This is a genomic window from Streptomyces sp. NPDC088812, from assembly GCF_044750285.1.
GTDB lineage: Bacteria > Actinomycetota > Actinomycetes > Streptomycetales > Streptomycetaceae > Streptomyces.
The window spans coordinates 288,896-304,713 of record NZ_JBIVJP010000008.1 but is presented as its reverse complement, the minus strand read 5'-3'; the positions used below and the strand labels follow the sequence as shown (position 1 = coordinate 304,713).

The window sequence follows — 15,818 nt, the reverse complement described above, 5'->3', positions numbered from 1 at the left end:
CCGGGACGGCGGCCGGGACGGCGGCCGGGACGGCGGCCGGGACGGCGGCCGGGACGGCGGCCGGGACGGCGGCCGGGACGGCGGCCGGGACGGCGGCCGGGACGGCGGTCACAGCGGCGGTCGCGAACCCGCGGCACATCGGGAGCGGGACCGCGCGGAGACCGCGTTCGGGACGCGCTCCCGGACCGCGTTCGGGACCGCCGGCGCCCAACGCCCGTACAGGCGTGGGCTGCTGGGGCGTGAGGCGGAGCAAGCGGTTCCTCTAGCGCAGACGCGGCGACGTCGACAAGGCCAGTGGCATGTGACGGGTGTCACCGCATGAGTTTCCGAAAACCGGGTTCTTACCAGTCTCCTACAACCGGTCAATTTAATATGTGCAATTGCACCACTGTGGAGGATGCTGCCCACAACCCTCGCGCAACCTCCCAGAGACTCCCCAGACTCGGACAAGGCCACTCACAGAGCCACCTGCTAGACAGGCGCCGACGCACAAAAAAGATCGCGCTGGACCCGGCGGAGTCCAGCGCGACCGACGACGTACCGTGTGGGCGAGGGGCCTGTTGGGGCAGGCCCACGTCGTGTGGAGCAGGTGGTTCGGGCATTCCGACAGGTTGGGGGACCTGGCGTTCTGCCCGGTTATTCAGTTGTTCAGGCCTCGCTGCGCTGCTGCGGGATGCCCGCCAGCAGGGCGCGGACCTCGGCCTCGCGGTAGCGGCGGTGCCCGCCGAGCGTGCGGATCGACGTGAGCTTGCCGGCCTTCGCCCAGCGCGTGACCGTCTTCGGGTCCACGCGGAACATGGTGGCGACCTCAGCCGGGGTCAGCAGCGGCTCAGCATCAGGGGTGCGAGCGGTCATGAGCGGCCTCCTCGGGAGAACCGAACCTTCTCGGTTCTTTCCTCTAAATTCTGCACCTTGACCCGCGTTGCCCGAAATGGCGGACGCGAGTCGAGTCGGTTATAGGACGAACGGCTTGTCCTCGGCACTACAACTACACCATCTGTCCAGCCGCGTCGGCCAAACCGATGGAATTGCCCCCCAGGTGTTCATCGGCGACGGAAGCCGATGGACCGTGCCATAGCGGACAGTCACGCCAGTGTGACGATCAGTCACACGGCGATCAGGAGTCACCAGACCCCCCAAAGCGTGCAATGCTGAGATCCCGCCCACGCCGGAACACAAGCGGACGGAGGAGTCCTCCCCGGACTCCTTGTCCTATTTTGGCACGAGGAGGGGCAAGCGGCGCAAGGGCCGCGTACGTGCGGTCCATCACCCTTGGCGGTTCTTGCGGCTATACGCCCGGATCGGGGCCGACGCCCGGATCGGGCCCGACGTCCCGTCAGTTCCGTGAGGTGCGGTCGACCGTACGCTGTTCGAAGCCCTGACGGCCGTGACGTACGTCACTCAGAAACCGCTTGTCGTATCTGTCACACCGTCAGTTCGCCGAGCGCCGGTCCCGCACCGACCGCCACCGCTCCACGAGCCGGGCGTACGCCTCGCCCGCCGCCGCGCCGTCCCCCCGCCGCAGGGCGTCGATCCCCGCGGCGACGTCGGCGGCCGAGTGGTCGTTCTCCAGGTCGCCGGCCGGCAGGGCGTGCACCAGGCCGCCGTAGTCCAGCTCGACCAGCGAGCGCGGATGGAACTCCTCCAGCCAGCGCCCCACGTCCACCAGCCCGTCGATGAGCGGCCCCTCGTCCATGGCGTCCCGCAGGGCGCGCAACCCCCGGGCCACCCGGCGGCGGGCCTGCACCATGGGGGTGCGGTAGCGCAGCACCGGCGGCAGCTCCGCCGTCCCCTTGTCCCACTCGCGCTCCTCGTCGGAGACGAGCACGAACCAGTGCAGCGGGATCTGCCAGGCCGCCGTGCGGATCCAGGGGCGGGCGTCGGGGTTGCGGGCCAGCCAGCGCTCGTAGTCCTGGGCGGCCTGGAGGCGGACGACGGGGGGCAGCACCGCGTCCAGGACCGGTCCGGGCAGTTCGTCGCCCAGTTCCTCCAGTGCCTGCCAGCCGCGCAGCCGGGTGCGCCAGGGGCACACGCAGACCACGCCGTCCACGTCGAGCACGAAGGCGTCCCCGCTCTCGTGCACCGGGACCGCGACCGGCGGGGTGGGCAGCAGGTCGGACAGCGAGCGGCGCAGCTCGTCCTGGTACGTGGGGCGGTCGGGGCGGCGGGCGTAGCGCGCCCAGTGGCCGCGCTCCGGTTCCGGGAAGGCGGCCAGCGGCTCGTAGACGCGCAGATAGACGGCGTACGGGACGATCACCGAGGACACCTGGGGCACGCCTCCTCCCTCCCCCTCCGGCCGTGCGGGAAACCTTCCGGACCGCTCGACCGAGGACCGGAAAACATGCAAATCGTCCCACGGCCTTACTCCGCAAGAAGGTGATCCGGAACACCACGCGTGCGGCGGCCCGCCCAGGCTCTACGCTCGTGCCACAGGCCCCGCCACCCCTACGGGAGCCCTTGTCCCGATCGCCGCTAGTTACCCAGGAGTCACCACCGTGACCGACGTATCCGGCGCCTCTTCCGACGTCCTGCACACCCTGTTCCACTCGGATCAGGGAGGTCATGAGCAGGTCGTGCTCTGCCAGGACCGGGCCAGCGGCCTCAAGGCCGTCATCGCCCTCCACTCCACCGCCCTGGGCCCCGCGCTCGGCGGTACGCGCTTCTACCCGTACGCGACCGAGGGGGAGGCCGTCGCCGACGCCCTGAACCTCGCGCGCGGGATGTCGTACAAGAACGCCATGGCCGGGCTGGACCACGGCGGCGGCAAGGCCGTGATCATCGGCGATCCCGAGGTGATCAAGACCGAGGAGCTGCTGCTCGCCTACGGCCGTTTCGTCGCCTCGCTCGGCGGCCGGTACGTGACCGCCTGCGACGTCGGCACGTACGTGGCCGACATGGACGTCGTGGCCCGCACGTGCCGCTGGACGACCGGCCGGTCGCCGCAGCACGGCGGGGCGGGCGACTCCTCCGTCCTGACCGCCTTCGGCGTCTACCAGGGCATGCGGGCCTCCGCCCAGCACCTGTGGGGCGACCCGTCGCTGCGTGACCGCACGGTCGGCGTCGCGGGCGTGGGCAAGGTCGGCCGCCACCTGGTCGAACACCTGCTGGCGGAAGGCGCCCAGGTGGTGATCACGGACGTGCGCCAGGAAGCCGTGTGGCGGATCGCCGACGAGCACCCTTCGGTGGGCGTGGTCGCCGACACCGAGCGCCTGATCCGGATCGAGGGGCTCGACATCTACGCCCCCTGCGCGCTGGGCGGAGCCCTCGACGACGACTCGGTGCCGGTCCTGACCGCCGCGGTCGTCTGCGGTGCGGCCAACAACCAGCTCGCCCACCCGGGCGTCGAGAAGGACCTCGCCGACCGCGGGATCCTCTACGCGCCCGACTACGTGGTGAACGCCGGCGGAGTCATCCAGGTCGCCGACGAGCTGCACGGCTTCGATTTCGGACGGTGCAAGGCGAAGGCCGCCGGGATCTACGACACCACGCTCGCCATATTCGCACGTGCGAAGGCAGACGGGATTCCACCGGCCGCCGCGGCCGACCGGATCGCCGAGCACCGGATGCACGAAGCGGCACGGGCGCGCAAAGGGTGAGCCGGAGAGCGGGGTTCCGCTGCGGCCCGGGGGTACCCGTTCTCCGGTTTCGCCGGTACCGCCGGGAGGAAAGTTAGAGAGAACTCTCACTCTTCCCGGCGGGTCGCCCGCCGATAAGTGGTTAAAATCGCCACTGACCAGCGAGGACGGGGCGCCTCGAAGGTTCTGTGCACACGCGCGTGCCACGGGCGACGTACCGTATGGGTGCGGGCTCAGGTACCGTGGAAGCCCTACGGACCGGCCTCTCTGCGGAGAGTCCGTTCCGGATCATGAACGCGTGTCAAGACTCTGGGGCCGTCGAGCCCCGTCGTTGAGGGGGTCGAGCCATGGGGCGCGGCCGGGCCAAGGCCAAGCAAGCGAAGGTCGCCCGCCAGCTGAAGTACAACAGCGGCGGGACGGATCTCTCACGCCTGGCCGAAGAGCTGGGCGCATCGTCTCCGAACATTCCGCCGAATGGCGAGCCGTTCGAGGACGATGAGCAGGACGACGACCTCTACAGCCGGTACGCCGACCTGTACGAGGACGACGACGAGGACGAGGACTCCTCGCAACAACACCGTCGCGGCGCTTGACCTTGTACTGAGCACCCACCCGGTCGGTGACTTCGGTCATCGACCGGGTCTTGTGCTGTCCGCACGGTTCCGCGGGCTCCCGCGGGCCCGCGGGCTCCCCCGGGCCCGCGGGTTCCGTGAGGGTCAGCCGGCGTAGTCCCCGACCAGGGTGGCGCCGCCGGTGTGGTCGCCGCGCTCGGTGATCTCACCCGCGACCCAGGCGTCGACCCCGCGGTCGGCCAGGGTCGCCAGGGCCACGTCCGTCGACTCCGCCGGGACGATCGCCAGCATGCCGACGCCCATGTTCAGGGTCTTCTCCAGCTCCAGCCGCTCGACGTTCCCGGTCCGGCCGACGAGGTCGAAGACGGGGGCGGGCGTCCAGGTGGAGCGGTCGACGGTCGCGTGCAGTCCGTCCGGGACGACCCGGGCGAGGTTGGCCGCGAGCCCGCCGCCGGTGACATGGCTGAAGGCGTGGACCTCGGTGGTGCGGGTGAGGGCCAGGCAGTCCAGCGAGTAGATCTTCGTCGGCTCCAGCAGTTCCTCGCCGAGGGTGCGGCCCAGGTCCTCGATGTGTGCGTCGAGGGAGAGGCCGGCCTGGTTCAGCAGGACGTGGCGGACGAGGGAGTACCCGTTGGAGTGAAGGCCGGAGGACGCCATGGCGATCACCGTGTCACCCGTGCGGATGCGATCGGCGCCCAGCAGGCGGTCGGCCTCCACGACGCCCGTACCGGCGCCGGCGACGTCGAAGTCGTCCTCGCCCAGCAGGCCCGGGTGCTCGGCCGTCTCGCCGCCGACCAGGGCGCAGCCGGCCAGCACACAGCCCGCTGCGATGCCCTTGACGATGGCGGCGACGCGCTCGGGGTGGACCTTGCCGACGCAGATGTAGTCGGTCATGAACAGCGGCTCGGCGCCGCACACCACGATGTCGTCCATGACCATGGCGACCAGGTCGTGGCCGATGGTGTCGTAGACGCCGAGCTGGCGGGCCACGTCGACCTTGGTGCCGACGCCGTCCGTGGCGGAGGCGAGCAGCGGGCGCTCGTAGTGCTTGAGGGCGGAGGCGTCGAAGAGGCCGGCGAAGCCGCCGAGGCCGCCGAGGACCTCGGGGCGCTGCGTCTTCTTCACCCACTCCTTCATCAGTTCGACCGCGCGGTCGCCCGCCTCGATGTCGACGCCGGCAGCCGCGTAGGAAGCACCGGGGACACCGGTACGGGTCTCAGACATTGCCTGGGATCTTTCGGGTTGGTGATACGTACGAGGCCTACGGGCGGCGGATCGCGTCGGACGCGGCCGTGGCGGCCGGGCCTGCGGCCAGCTCCGTCTCCAGGAGCTGCTTGCCCAGCAGCTCGGGGTCGGGGAGCTCCATCGGGTACTCGCCGTCGAAGCAGGCGCGGCACAGGTTCGGCTTGGCGATGGTGGTCGCCTCGATCATGCCGTCGATGGAGATGTACGCCAGGGAGTCGGCGCCCAGGGAGGTGCCGATCTCGTCGATCGACATGCCGTTGGCGATGAGCTCGGCGCGGGTGGCGAAGTCGATACCGAAGAAGCAGGGCCACTTCACGGGCGGCGAGGAGATCCGGATGTGGACCTCGGCGGCGCCGGCCTCGCGGAGCATGCGGACCAGGGCGCGCTGGGTGTTGCCGCGGACGATCGAGTCGTCGACCACGACCAGGCGCTTGCCCTTGATGACTTCCTTCAGCGGGTTCAGCTTCAGGCGGATGCCGAGCTGGCGGATGGTCTGCGAGGGCTGGATGAAGGTCCGGCCGACGTACGCGTTCTTGACCAGGCCCGCGCCGAAGGGGATGCCGGAGGCCTCGGCGTAGCCGATGGCGGCCGGGGTGCCGGACTCCGGGGTGGCTATGACCAGGTCGGCCTCGGCCGGGGCCTCCTTCGCCAGGCGGCGGCCCATCTCCACACGGGAGAGGTACACGTTCCGGCCGGCGATGTCGGTGTCGGGGCGGGCCAGGTACACGTACTCGAAGACGCAGCCCTTGGGCTTCGCTTCCGCGAACCGGGAGGTGCGCAGGCCGTTCTCGTCGATGGCGACGAACTCGCCCGGCTCGATCTCGCGGACGTAGCTGGCGCCGCAGATGTCGAGGGCGGCGGACTCGGAGGCGACGACCCAGCCGCGCTCCAGGCGGCCGAGGACCAGCGGGCGGATGCCCTGCGGGTCGCGGCCGGCGTAGAGGGTGTGCTCGTCCATGAAGACGAGCGAGAAGGCGCCCTTGACCTGCGGGAGGATCTGGTGGGCCGCCTCCTCGATGGTCAGCGGCTTGCCGTTCTCGTCGACCTGGGCCGCGAGGAGCGCGGTGAGCAGGTCGGTGTCGTTGGTCGCCGCGACGCGCGGGGTGCGGCCCTCCTGCTTGGGCAGGTCGGCCACCATCTCGGCGAGCTGGGCGGTGTTGACGAGGTTGCCGTTGTGGCCGAGCGCGATCGAGCCGTGCGCGGTGGCGCGGAACGTCGGCTGGGCGTTCTCCCACACGGAGGCGCCGGTGGTCGAGTAGCGGGCGTGTCCGACCGCGATGTGACCCTGGAGCGAACCGAGCGAGGTTTCGTCGAAGACCTGGGACACGAGGCCCATGTCCTTGAAGACGAGGATCTGGGAGCCGTTGCTGACCGCGATTCCCGCGGATTCCTGGCCCCGATGCTGGAGGGCGTAGAGCCCGAAGTACGTGAGCTTTGCGACCTCTTCGCCCGGAGCCCAGACACCGAAGACGCCACACGCGTCCTGGGGGCCTTTCTCACCGGGGAGCAGATCGTGATTGAGTCGACCGTCACCACGTGGCACGTCTTCGAGTGTAGGCGAGATCGACCACTGGTCCGAATTGGGGATACTTGCCAGTAACTCGATCAAGGCCTGGAGCCCCACTCCGAGATCGATTCGTTTGCGCAGGTCAGATCGGTGTGGGGGCGATCGGTCCAGGTTCCGGGAGCGCTCCCGGGGCGGCCGGGCGGGGGCTTGTTCCCGAGATGCGAGTGAGGTGTCGCACATCAATCGGCCGCTCGCGCGTCAGGACATCAACGGCAGCAGCCCCGTGAGGTCCGACCGCTCCCCGCTCGCGCTCACCCGCGCCTCCTCGACGGCGTCCTTCCAGGTCAGCCGCCCGGTCGCCAGCCGCAGCCAGGTCAGCGGGTCGGTCTCGACGACGTTGGGCGGCGTGCCCCGGGTGTGCCGGGGGCCCTCGACGCACTGCACGACGGCGTACGGCGGGACGCGCACCTCCGTCGCGCCGCCGGGCGCCTTGACGGCGAGGGCGTCGGCGAGGAGCCGGGTGGCCGCGGCGAGGGCCTGGCGGTCGAACGGGACGTCCAGGCCGGGCACAGCGGCGTTGAGGTCGTCGGTGTGGACGACGAGTTCGACGGTGCGGGTCACCAGGTAGTCGGCCAGCGGGAGGGCGCCGGCGTTGGTCTGGAGCAGCCGGCCCGCCGGGTGGGCGTCGAGCAGCTCGCGCAGGCGCCGGTCGACGTCGGTCAGGTAGGTGGCGAGGTCGGGGTGGCTCTCGGCGACGCCCCGGGTGAAGTCGTCGATGGCCGGGGCGTTGGCGGCGGTGGCGAAGGGCCAGTCGAGGAGCACGGCGTCCTGCCGTGCCGGTTCGGGCTTGTCGAGGGCCCGGTGCACGGCCGTGACCGCCATCCCGATGTGCGCGACCAGCTCCCGTACGGTCCAGTCGCCGAGCCGGGTCGGCAGCGCGAGCTGTTCGGGCGTGAGGGTGCCGGCCGCCTGCCGTACGGCGCCGAGCTGGGCCAGTACGGCGGTACGGGTTCTGGCCGGGTCGTAGGTCCTGGTGCGCTTCTTGGCCGGGGGCATGGCGGTGAGCTTATGCGCCGGTGGCAGGACCGTTGAGGGCTTTTCCGAACGGGCGGTCGGGGGAGGGGTGCGGACCGGCCGCGGGTTCAGGGTCCGGGATCGGCCGCGAGCGCCGTCACGGTGTCGCCGTCCGCGCCGGTCAGGGTGAGGGTGCGGTGGTCCAGGCGGTAGGCGACGGTGCTGTCGAAGAGGTTCAGCAGGCGCCGTTCGGTGTCCATGAGCGGGGCGGGACACAGCTTCCGGGTGGTGGACGGGGCGCCCAGGACGATCCTGCCGTCGCCGACGGTCGCCGAGGCGTGCACGGTGTTGCAGCCGAGGCTGCCGCCGACCTTGCCGTTCTGGTCGAAGGTGAGGTGGGGTTCGGCGCCGCCGGGGAGGGACTCGGCCGCGCCGTCCGCGGCACCGAGTGCGGTGACGTTCCAGCGTGTGCCGTACAGCGGGGCGGCCGGCTCCTCGGTGAGCCGGACGGTGTCGCCGTCGTCGGTGGTGAGGGTCAGCCGGCCGTCCTCGACGGTCGCGGTCAGGGTGCCGTCGGCGAGCGTGCGGGCGAGGGTCGTCTCGACGGCCGTGGACCGGCCCTCGCAGGCCATCTCGGTCGCCGCGGTGTCGCTGAGCCGGAGCCGGTCGCCGTCGAAGTCGGCGCGCGCGCTGAAACGGTTGCATCCGTAGCTGCCCTGCGCCCGGCCGTCGTCGTCGATCCGGACGGTGGCGCCCGCGGGCGCCTCGTGGGTCGTGCCCCCGACGGTGACGTCGGCGACCTTCCAGTGGACGCCGGTCACCCGCTCCGCCACGCCGACGGAGCCGCTGCCGCCGGCCGTCTCGCTTCCGCAGGCCGCCAGGAGCGGGACGAGAGCTGCCGCGGCGGTCAGGATCAGTCGCTGCTGCTTCCTGGACATGCCGGTTCGACGGGGCGGGTGGGGTGATCGGTTCCCCTCGCCGGGGGGAGGCCGTGTGTGTGGGGGGGGCGGCGGGCCGTATCGAGCCGCGTCCGGGGGCGGTGGGCCGCGTCGAGCCGCGAACGGGGGGCGGCGGGCCGTGTCGAGCCGCGTCCGAAAGGCGGTGGCCCGTGTCGAGCCGGCACGGTGGTACGCAGGCCGAGGGCCGCCGACCAGGTCCGGGGACGGTACCTGGACGGCGGCCCTGGGTGTCGTACGGGGGCGGGGCCGACCCCACGAGCCGCGTCCGAAAGGCGGTGGCCCGTGTCGAGCCGGCACGGTGGTACGCAGGCCGAGGGCCGCCGGCCAGGTCCGGGGACGGTACCTGGACGGCGGCCCTGGGTGTCGTACGGGGCGGCCGGCGGGGCTACGCGAGCAGCGCCGGGATGGTGGCCTCGTGGACCTCGCGCAGCTGCACCAGGGAGAGCGAGAACTCGCCCTGGAGCTCGACCGTGTCGCCGTCGACGACACCGACGCGGGTGGCCGGGAGGCCGCGGGCGCCGCACATGTCGTTGAAGCGGACCTCCTCGGAGCGCGGCACGGCGACGATCGCGCGGCCGGCCGACTCGGAGAAGAGGAGGGTGAAGGCGTCCAGACCGTCGGGGACGATCAGGCGGGCGCCCTTGCCGCCGAGCAGGGCCGACTCGACGACCGCCTGGATCAGACCGCCGTCGGACAGGTCGTGCGCGGAGTCGATCATGCCGTCGCGGGAGGCGGAGATCAGGATCTCGGCCAGCAGCCGCTCGCGCTCCAGGTCGACCTTCGGGGGCAGACCGCCGAGGTGGTCGTGGACCACCTGCGACCAGGCCGAGCCGCCGAACTCCTCACGCGTGTCGCCGAGGAGGTAGAGCAGCTGGCCCTCCTCCTGGAAGGCGACCGGCGTGCGCCGGGCCACGTCGTCGATGACGCCGAGGACCGCGACGACCGGCGTCGGGTGGATGGCGGCCTCACCCGTCTGGTTGTAGAGCGAGACGTTGCCGCCGGTCACCGGGGTGCCGAGCTGCTGGCAGGCGTCGGCCAGACCGCGGATGGCCTCCGCGAACTGCCACATGACGGCCGGGTCCTCGGGCGAGCCGAAGTTCAGGCAGTCGGAGACGGCGAGCGGCTTGGCGCCGGTGGTGGCGACGTTGCGGTACGCCTCGGCGAGGGCCAGCTGGGCGCCGTGGTACGGGTCCAGCTTGGCGTACCGGCCGTTGCCGTCGGTGGCGATGGCGACGCCGAGGCCGGTCTCCTCGTCGATGCGGATCATGCCGGAGTCCTCGGGCTGGGCGAGGACGGTGTTGCCCTGCACGAAGTGGTCGTACTGCGAGGTGATCCACTTCTTCGAGGCCTGGTTGGGCGAGCCGACCAGCTTCAGGACCTGGTCCTTCAGCTCCTCCGAGGAGGCGGGCCTGGGCAGCTTGTTCGCGTCGTCCGCCTGGAGGGCGTCCTGCCACTCGGGGCGGGCGTACGGGCGCTCGTAGACCGGGCCGTCGTGGGCGACCGTGCGCGGGTCGACGTCGACGATCTTGCCGCCGTGCCAGAAGATCTCCAGGCGGTCGCCGTCGGTCACCTCACCGATGACGGTGGCGATGACGTCCCACTTGTCGCAGATCTCCAGGAAGCGGTCGACCTTCTCCGGCTCGACCACCGCGCACATGCGTTCCTGCGACTCGCTCATGAGGATCTCCTCGGGCGAGAGCGTGGAGTCGCGCAGCGGTACGTCGTCCAGGGTGACGCGCATGCCGCCGGAGCCGTTGGAGGCGAGCTCGGAGGTGGCGCAGGACAGGCCGGCCGCGCCCAGGTCCTGGATGCCGACGACCAGCTTCTCCTTGAATGCCTCCAGGGTGCACTCGATGAGGAGCTTCTCCTGGAAGGGGTCGCCGACCTGGACGGCCGGGCGCTTGGACGGCTTGGCGTCGTCGAAGGTCTCGGAGGCGAGGATGGACGCGCCGCCGATGCCGTCGCCGCCGGTCCGGGCCCCGTACAGGATGACCTTGTTGCCGGCGCCGGAGGCCTTCGCGAGGTGGATGTCCTCGTGCCGCATGACGCCGATGGCACCGGCGTTGACCAGCGGGTTGCCCTGGTAGCAGGCGTCGAAGACGACCTCGCCGCCGATGTTGGGCAGGCCGAGGCAGTTGCCGTAGCCGCCGATGCCGGCGACCACGCCCGGCAGGACGCGCTTGGTGTCGGGGTGGTCGGCCGCGCCGAAGCGGAGCGGGTCGACGACGGCGACCGGGCGGGCGCCCATCGCGATGATGTCGCGGACGATGCCGCCCACGCCCGTGGCCGCGCCCTGGTAGGGCTCGACGTAGGAGGGGTGGTTGTGCGACTCGACCTTGAAGGTGACCGCGTAGCCCTGGCCGACGTCGACGACGCCGGCGTTCTCGCCGATGCCGACGAGGAGCGCGTCGGACTGCGGGGCCTTCTCGCCGAACTGGCGCAGGTGCACCTTCGACGACTTGTACGAGCAGTGCTCGGACCACATGACGGAGTACATGGCGAGCTCGGCGCCGGTCGGGCGGCGGCCGAGGATCTCCACCACCCGCTCGTACTCGTCCTTCTTCAGGCCGAGTTCGGCCCAGGGCAGCGCGACGTCGGGGGTCGCGGCCGCGTGCTCGACCGTGTCCAGAGGCGTCCGGCTCATACGTTGACCAGCTTCTTGAGGATCGAGGTGAAGAAGGGGAGGCCGTCGGTGCGGCCGGTGCCGATGAGCGGCTCCACGGCGTGCTCCGGGTGCGGCATCAGGCCGACGACGTTGCCGGCCTCGTTGGTGATGCCGGCGATGTCGTTGAGCGAGCCGTTGGGATTGAAGTCCACGTAGCGGAAGGCGACCCGGCCCTCGGCCTCCAGCTCGTCCAGCGTGTACTGGTCGGCCACGTAACGGCCGTCCATGTTCTTCAGCGGGATGTGGATCTCCTGGCCGGCCGTGTAGTCGGTCGTCCAGACGGTGTCCGCGTTCTCCACCCGCAGCTTCTGGTCGCGGCAGATGAAGTGGAGGTGGTCGTTGCCGAGCATGCCGCCGGGGAGCAGGTGGGCCTCGGTGAGGATCTGGAATCCGTTGCAGATGCCGAGGACCGGCAGACCGGCCTTCGCCTGCTCGATGAGGGTCTCCATCACCGGCGAGAAGCGGGCGATGGCACCGGCGCGCAGGTAGTCGCCGTAGGAGAAGCCACCGCACAGCACCACGGCGTCGACCTGGTGGAGGTCCTTGTCCTTGTGCCAGAGGGCGACCGGCTCGGCGCCCGCGAGGCGGATCGCGCGCTGGGTGTCCCGGTCGTCGAGGCTGCCCGGGAAAGTGACGACGCCAATACGAGCGGTCACTTCACGGCCTCCGCGACAGCGTCCTCGGACTCGACCTTGACGGTGAAGTCCTCGATGACGGTGTTGGCGAGGAAGGATTCCGCAAGATCGTGGATGCGGGCGAGCGCGGCCTCGTCGACCGGGCCCTCAACTTCCAGTTCGAATCGCTTTCCCTGACGTACGTCGGAGATGCCTTCGAAACCCAGCCGCGGCAGTGCGCGCTGCACCGCCTGGCCCTGGGGGTCGAGGATCTCCGGCTTGAGCATGACGTCGACTACGACGCGTGCCACTGGCACTCCCGGTGGTGTGGTGCTTGAGCAGGTTCCTGATGGTGTCTCCAACAGGTGTCTTCAGACTACCCGCCCAAAATTTCTACGCGAGTAGAGTTGTAGGAATCTACGTGAGGGTCATCACGATCGGGTCTCGGGAGGCTGCCCCGGCGAAAAGTTCAGGGAAAGATCCGGGATTGGTGGACGAGGGGTATTGCGCCCGGACACGCGGGGAGATTTAGTCGGGCTTCCCAATGCATTGCGGGCACTGTACAAATGAATTGGCAATAGCCGATACTCGGCACGCCATCGCAGATGAGCTGTATGCCGTGCCACACGAAGGGACCGATATTCGTGGCGCAGAAGGTCGTGGTCACTCTCTTTGACGACATCGACGGCTCGGAAGCGGCGGAAACGATCGCCTTCGGACTCGACGGCAAGTCGTACGAGATCGACCTGAATGAAACCAATGCCGAGAAACTGCGTAAGGCGCTCGCGCCGTACGTGGAGGCCGGCCGCAAGCGGTCGAGGTCCGGCAGGGCGTACCAGCAGACGGAGGTCGCCCCCGACCCGGCGGCCGTCCGGGCCTGGGCCCAGGCGAACAAGATGGACGTACCCGCCCGCGGCCGGATCCCCAAGAAGGTCTACGAGGCGTTCGCCGAGGCGCAGTGAGCCGTTCCCCGGCAGGTTCCCGGGGTCCGTCAGCGGCCCCCGGGGACAACCGACTTGCGCTACCCCCCACATGGTCGGCTAATGTCTGGAGCACGCCGCCGGGCAGGGCCGAAAAGCCCAGCTCACGGAGGCCGTGCGGGTGTAGTTCAGTAGCAGAACATCCCCCTTCCAGGGGGAAGGCGCAGTGTGCGATTCCTGTCACCCGCTCTGCATCGCCGTCCCGACCACTCCGGTGGATCAGGTAGGCTGGTGCTCGCGCCGACCGGTGAGAGCCGATCGGAGGCAATGCGGACGTAGCTCAGTTGGTAGAGCGCAACCTTGCCAAGGTTGAGGTCGCGAGTTCGAGCCTCGTCGTCCGCTCGGGAATGAGACCCCGGTCCTCTGGACCGGGGTCTTTTCGTGTGCCACCGGCTCCCCGGCCGTCCCTTTTCCCCCGTGCCTTCTGACATTTGTCATGCGGAGTGATGACGTCGCGCACTGCCGCCCGCACGCGACGGCCGGGACGCTGACGTCATGGACACCGGGGAAGCAGCCAGGACAGCCGTGACGGCCGGGGAGAGCGGGGAGACCGGGGGCGCGGCAGAGCATGTGATCGAGGTCACCGACCTCCGTCGGGTGTACGGGGGCCGGTTCGAGGCGGTGCGCGGGATCTCCTTCCACGTCGACCGGGGAGAGATCTTCGCGCTGCTGGGCACCAACGGTGCCGGGAAGACGTCGACGGTCGAACTGCTGGAAGGGCTCGAACGGCCCGACGGCGGACGGGTCACGGTCCTCGGCCACGACCCGCACGCCGAGCGGGCCGCCGTACGGCCGCGTACCGGGGTGATGCTCCAGGAGGGCGGCTTCCCCTCCGAGCTGACCGTGGAGGAGACCGCGCGGATGTGGGCCGGGTGCGTGAGCGGGGCCCGCCCGGTCGCGGAGGCGCTCGCCCTGGTCGGACTGCCCGGCAAAGCCCGGGTACGGGTCAAGCAGCTGTCCGGGGGCGAACGGCGGCGGCTCGACCTGGCGCTGGCGCTGCTCGGTGAACCGGAAGTGCTCTTCCTCGACGAACCGACGACCGGTCTGGACGCCGAGGGGCGCCAAAACACCTGGGACCTGGTCAGGACCCTGCGCGACGCCGGGACGACGGTGCTGCTGACCACGCACTACCTGGAGGAGGCGGAAGGACTCGCCGACCGGCTGGCCATCCTGCACGCCGGACGCATCGCGGCCGCCGGGACACCCGCCGAGGTGACCGCCGCACAACCGTCCCGGATCTCCTTCCGCCTGCCCGACGGGTACTTCGTCGGCGATCTGCCGCCGCTGGCCGAACTGGGGGTGTGCGACCACGAGACGGACGGGCGCCTCGTGCGGCTGCGGACCCGTCAGGTGCAGCGGGCGGCCACCGGGCTGCTGGTGTGGGCCGAGCGGACCGGCGTCGAACTGCGGGAGCTGCACGTGCGGTCCGCGTCGCTGGAGGAGGCGTTCCTCGGCATCGCGCGCGACGCCGGGGCCGGGGTCGGGGACGGGGAGGTCGCGGCATGAGCGGCGCCAGGGCCGGGGGGCCGGTGAGTCCCGGGAGGGACCCGAGGGACGCGAGGGGCATGGGGGACACAAGGGGCATGAGGGGCATGAGGAGGGGCGCGGTGGGCGTGGGCGGAGGGGCTTCCTCGGGCGCGGGCAGGGGGGCTGTGGGCGCGGGCAGGGGGGCTGTGCGCGCGGGCAGGGGGGCTGTGCGCGCGGGCAGGGGGGCTGTGCGCGCGGGCAGGGGGGCTGTGGGCGCGGGCAGGGGTGCGGGGACCACGCCGTTGAGCCGGATGGCCGCCCTCGCGCGGGCCGAGCTGGCGCTGCTCGGGCGGAGCCGGGCCACCCTCCTGACCGCCGTCCTGGTGCCGCTCGCACTGCCGTTCAGCCTGCGGTCGGTGGTCGACGAGATGGACGTCGGCGAGGCCGGGCTCACCGTCGGGCTGGTGCTGCTGCCCGCCGCGATCGGGTTCTCGCTGCTGTTCGGCGTGTACGGGGCACTGACCGGGATCTACACCGCCCGGCGCGAGGAACTCGTGCTGAAGCGGCTGCGCACCGGGGAGCTGCGGGACCCGGAGGTGCTCGCCGGTTCCGCACTGCCGGTGCTCGCCACCGGGCTCGTGCAGTGCCTGGTGCTGGCCGCGGGCTGTACGGCCTTCCTCGACGTGCCCGCCCCCGAGGCGCCCCAGCTGGCCGTGCTCGGGGTGCTGTCGGGGCTGGTGATGTGCGCGGCGCTGGCGGCGGTCACGGCGAGTCTGACCCGGACCGTGGAGAGCGCGCAGGTCACGACGATGCCGTTCGTGCTGGTGTCGATGGTCGCCTCCGGGGTGACCGTACCGCTGGAACTGCTGCCCGACCGGGTCGCCTCCGTGTGCGGGCTGCTGCCGCTGAGCCCGGTGGTCACCCTCGTCCGCGGCGGCTGGACCGGCGACCTCCCGGCGTCCGAGACGCTGGTCGCCCTGGCCACCGCGCTGGCCTGGACGGTGGCGGCGGTGTTTGCTGTACGGCGGTGGTTCCGGTGGGAGCCGCGGCGCTGACCGGCCGGGCGGGCGGGCGGCCGGGCGGCCGGGCGGCCGGACCGGGGGTTCGGGGCCGGGGGTTCGGGGCCGGGGGCCGGGGGCCCGGGGCTCAGACTCGGGGCTCGGACTCGGGGCTCGGGCTCGGGGCTCGGGCTCGGGGCTCGGGCTCGGGGCTCGGGCTCG

Annotated in this window: 14 protein-coding genes and 2 tRNA genes; 7 read left to right on the top strand and 9 right to left on the bottom strand. The window is 71.2% G+C overall.

Annotated elements, in window-relative coordinates:
• Positions 1-648 precede the first annotated feature (648 nt).
• Positions 649-855: a developmental transcriptional regulator BldC gene (gene bldC / locus ACIP67_RS17015; RefSeq protein WP_003949541.1), complete on the bottom strand. Its 207-nt coding sequence runs from the start codon at positions 853-855 to the stop codon at positions 649-651.
• A 577-nt stretch (positions 856-1,432) separates the two neighbouring features.
• Complete coding sequence (locus ACIP67_RS17010) at positions 1,433-2,275, bottom strand: hypothetical protein (RefSeq protein ID WP_401692461.1); 843 nt, start codon at positions 2,273-2,275, stop codon at positions 1,433-1,435.
• 220 nt (positions 2,276-2,495) lie between these two features.
• Between ACIP67_RS17010 and ACIP67_RS17005 the strand changes: the two genes are divergently transcribed.
• A complete protein-coding gene (locus ACIP67_RS17005; protein ID WP_401692460.1) occupies positions 2,496-3,596 on the top strand; it encodes a Leu/Phe/Val dehydrogenase in 1,101 nt (366 codons plus the stop codon).
• A 326-nt stretch (positions 3,597-3,922) separates the two neighbouring features.
• Positions 3,923-4,168, top strand: a complete 246-nt coding sequence (locus tag ACIP67_RS17000; RefSeq protein WP_385071441.1) for a DUF3073 domain-containing protein — start codon at positions 3,923-3,925, stop codon at positions 4,166-4,168.
• A 123-nt stretch (positions 4,169-4,291) separates the two neighbouring features.
• Here the strand turns inward: ACIP67_RS17000 and purM are convergent, their stop codons facing one another.
• The 7 genes from purM to purS form a co-directional block, all read right to left on the bottom strand.
• The gene (purM, locus tag ACIP67_RS16995; RefSeq protein ID WP_401692458.1) at positions 4,292-5,371 is read right to left on the bottom strand and encodes a phosphoribosylformylglycinamidine cyclo-ligase; all 1,080 of its coding nucleotides are present in this window, start codon (positions 5,369-5,371) and stop codon (positions 4,292-4,294) included.
• Positions 5,372-5,408: 37 nt separating this feature from the next.
• Positions 5,409-6,935 carry an amidophosphoribosyltransferase gene (purF, locus tag ACIP67_RS16990; protein WP_401692456.1) on the bottom strand — a complete coding sequence of 509 codons (1,527 nt, stop codon included), beginning with the start codon at positions 6,933-6,935 and terminating at the stop codon, positions 5,409-5,411.
• Between the two features lie 222 nt (positions 6,936-7,157).
• Positions 7,158-7,955, bottom strand: coding sequence for a sterol carrier family protein (locus tag ACIP67_RS16985; protein ID WP_401692455.1), 798 nt, complete (start codon positions 7,953-7,955; stop codon positions 7,158-7,160).
• Positions 7,956-8,041: 86 nt separating this feature from the next.
• Positions 8,042-8,851 (bottom strand): META domain-containing protein, encoded by an 810-nt coding sequence (locus tag ACIP67_RS16980; protein WP_401692454.1) that lies wholly within the window; start codon positions 8,849-8,851, stop codon positions 8,042-8,044.
• 406 nt (positions 8,852-9,257) lie between these two features.
• Positions 9,258-11,516 carry a phosphoribosylformylglycinamidine synthase subunit PurL gene (gene purL / locus ACIP67_RS16975; protein WP_401692453.1) on the bottom strand — a complete coding sequence of 753 codons (2,259 nt, stop codon included), beginning with the start codon at positions 11,514-11,516 and terminating at the stop codon, positions 9,258-9,260.
• Positions 11,513-12,193 (bottom strand): phosphoribosylformylglycinamidine synthase subunit PurQ, encoded by a 681-nt coding sequence (purQ, locus tag ACIP67_RS16970; RefSeq protein ID WP_401692451.1) that lies wholly within the window; start codon positions 12,191-12,193, stop codon positions 11,513-11,515. Before purQ ends, purL begins: the two co-directional genes overlap by 4 nt.
• Complete coding sequence (purS, locus tag ACIP67_RS16965; RefSeq protein ID WP_389518868.1) at positions 12,190-12,462, bottom strand: phosphoribosylformylglycinamidine synthase subunit PurS; 273 nt, start codon at positions 12,460-12,462, stop codon at positions 12,190-12,192. Before purS ends, purQ begins: the two co-directional genes overlap by 4 nt.
• 333 nt (positions 12,463-12,795) lie before the next feature.
• Between purS and ACIP67_RS16960 the strand changes: the two genes are divergently transcribed.
• The 5 genes from ACIP67_RS16960 (at position 12,796) to ACIP67_RS16940 (ending at position 15,653) form a co-directional block, all read left to right on the top strand.
• The gene (locus ACIP67_RS16960; RefSeq protein WP_385071463.1) at positions 12,796-13,113 is read left to right on the top strand and encodes an Lsr2 family protein; all 318 of its coding nucleotides are present in this window, start codon (positions 12,796-12,798) and stop codon (positions 13,111-13,113) included.
• Positions 13,114-13,248: 135 nt separating this feature from the next.
• Positions 13,249-13,320: transfer RNA gene (locus tag ACIP67_RS16955), tRNA-Gly, on the top strand.
• 80 nt (positions 13,321-13,400) lie between these two features.
• Positions 13,401-13,473: transfer RNA gene (locus tag ACIP67_RS16950), tRNA-Gly, on the top strand.
• A 153-nt stretch (positions 13,474-13,626) separates the two neighbouring features.
• Complete coding sequence (locus ACIP67_RS16945; protein WP_401692450.1) at positions 13,627-14,637, top strand: ABC transporter ATP-binding protein; 1,011 nt, start codon at positions 13,627-13,629, stop codon at positions 14,635-14,637.
• A gap of 272 nt (positions 14,638-14,909) precedes the next feature.
• Entirely contained in the window at positions 14,910-15,653 is a 744-nt protein-coding gene (locus ACIP67_RS16940; protein WP_401692535.1) for an ABC transporter permease, read from the top strand.
• The last annotated feature ends 165 nt before the right edge of the window (positions 15,654-15,818 follow it).

What these genes read in the sequence shown, in the direction of transcription:
- ACIP67_RS16945 (WP_401692450.1), top strand. Translation starts at nt 13,627, where the DNA reads ATGGACACCGGGGAAGCAGCCAGGACAGCCGTGACGGCCGGGGAGAGC.
- bldC (WP_003949541.1), bottom strand. Translation starts at nt 855, where the DNA reads ATGACCGCTCGCACCCCTGATGCTGAGCCGCTGCTGACCCCGGCTGAG.
- ACIP67_RS16940 (WP_401692535.1), top strand. Translation starts at nt 14,910, where the DNA reads ATGGCCGCCCTCGCGCGGGCCGAGCTGGCGCTGCTCGGGCGGAGCCGG.
- ACIP67_RS16985 (WP_401692455.1), bottom strand. Translation starts at nt 7,955, where the DNA reads ATGCCCCCGGCCAAGAAGCGCACCAGGACCTACGACCCGGCCAGAACC.
- purL (WP_401692453.1), bottom strand. Translation starts at nt 11,516, where the DNA reads ATGAGCCGGACGCCTCTGGACACGGTCGAGCACGCGGCCGCGACCCCC.
- ACIP67_RS17000 (WP_385071441.1), top strand. Translation starts at nt 3,923, where the DNA reads ATGGGGCGCGGCCGGGCCAAGGCCAAGCAAGCGAAGGTCGCCCGCCAG.
- purM (WP_401692458.1), bottom strand. Translation starts at nt 5,371, where the DNA reads ATGTCTGAGACCCGTACCGGTGTCCCCGGTGCTTCCTACGCGGCTGCC.
- ACIP67_RS16980 (WP_401692454.1), bottom strand. Translation starts at nt 8,851, where the DNA reads ATGTCCAGGAAGCAGCAGCGACTGATCCTGACCGCCGCGGCAGCTCTC.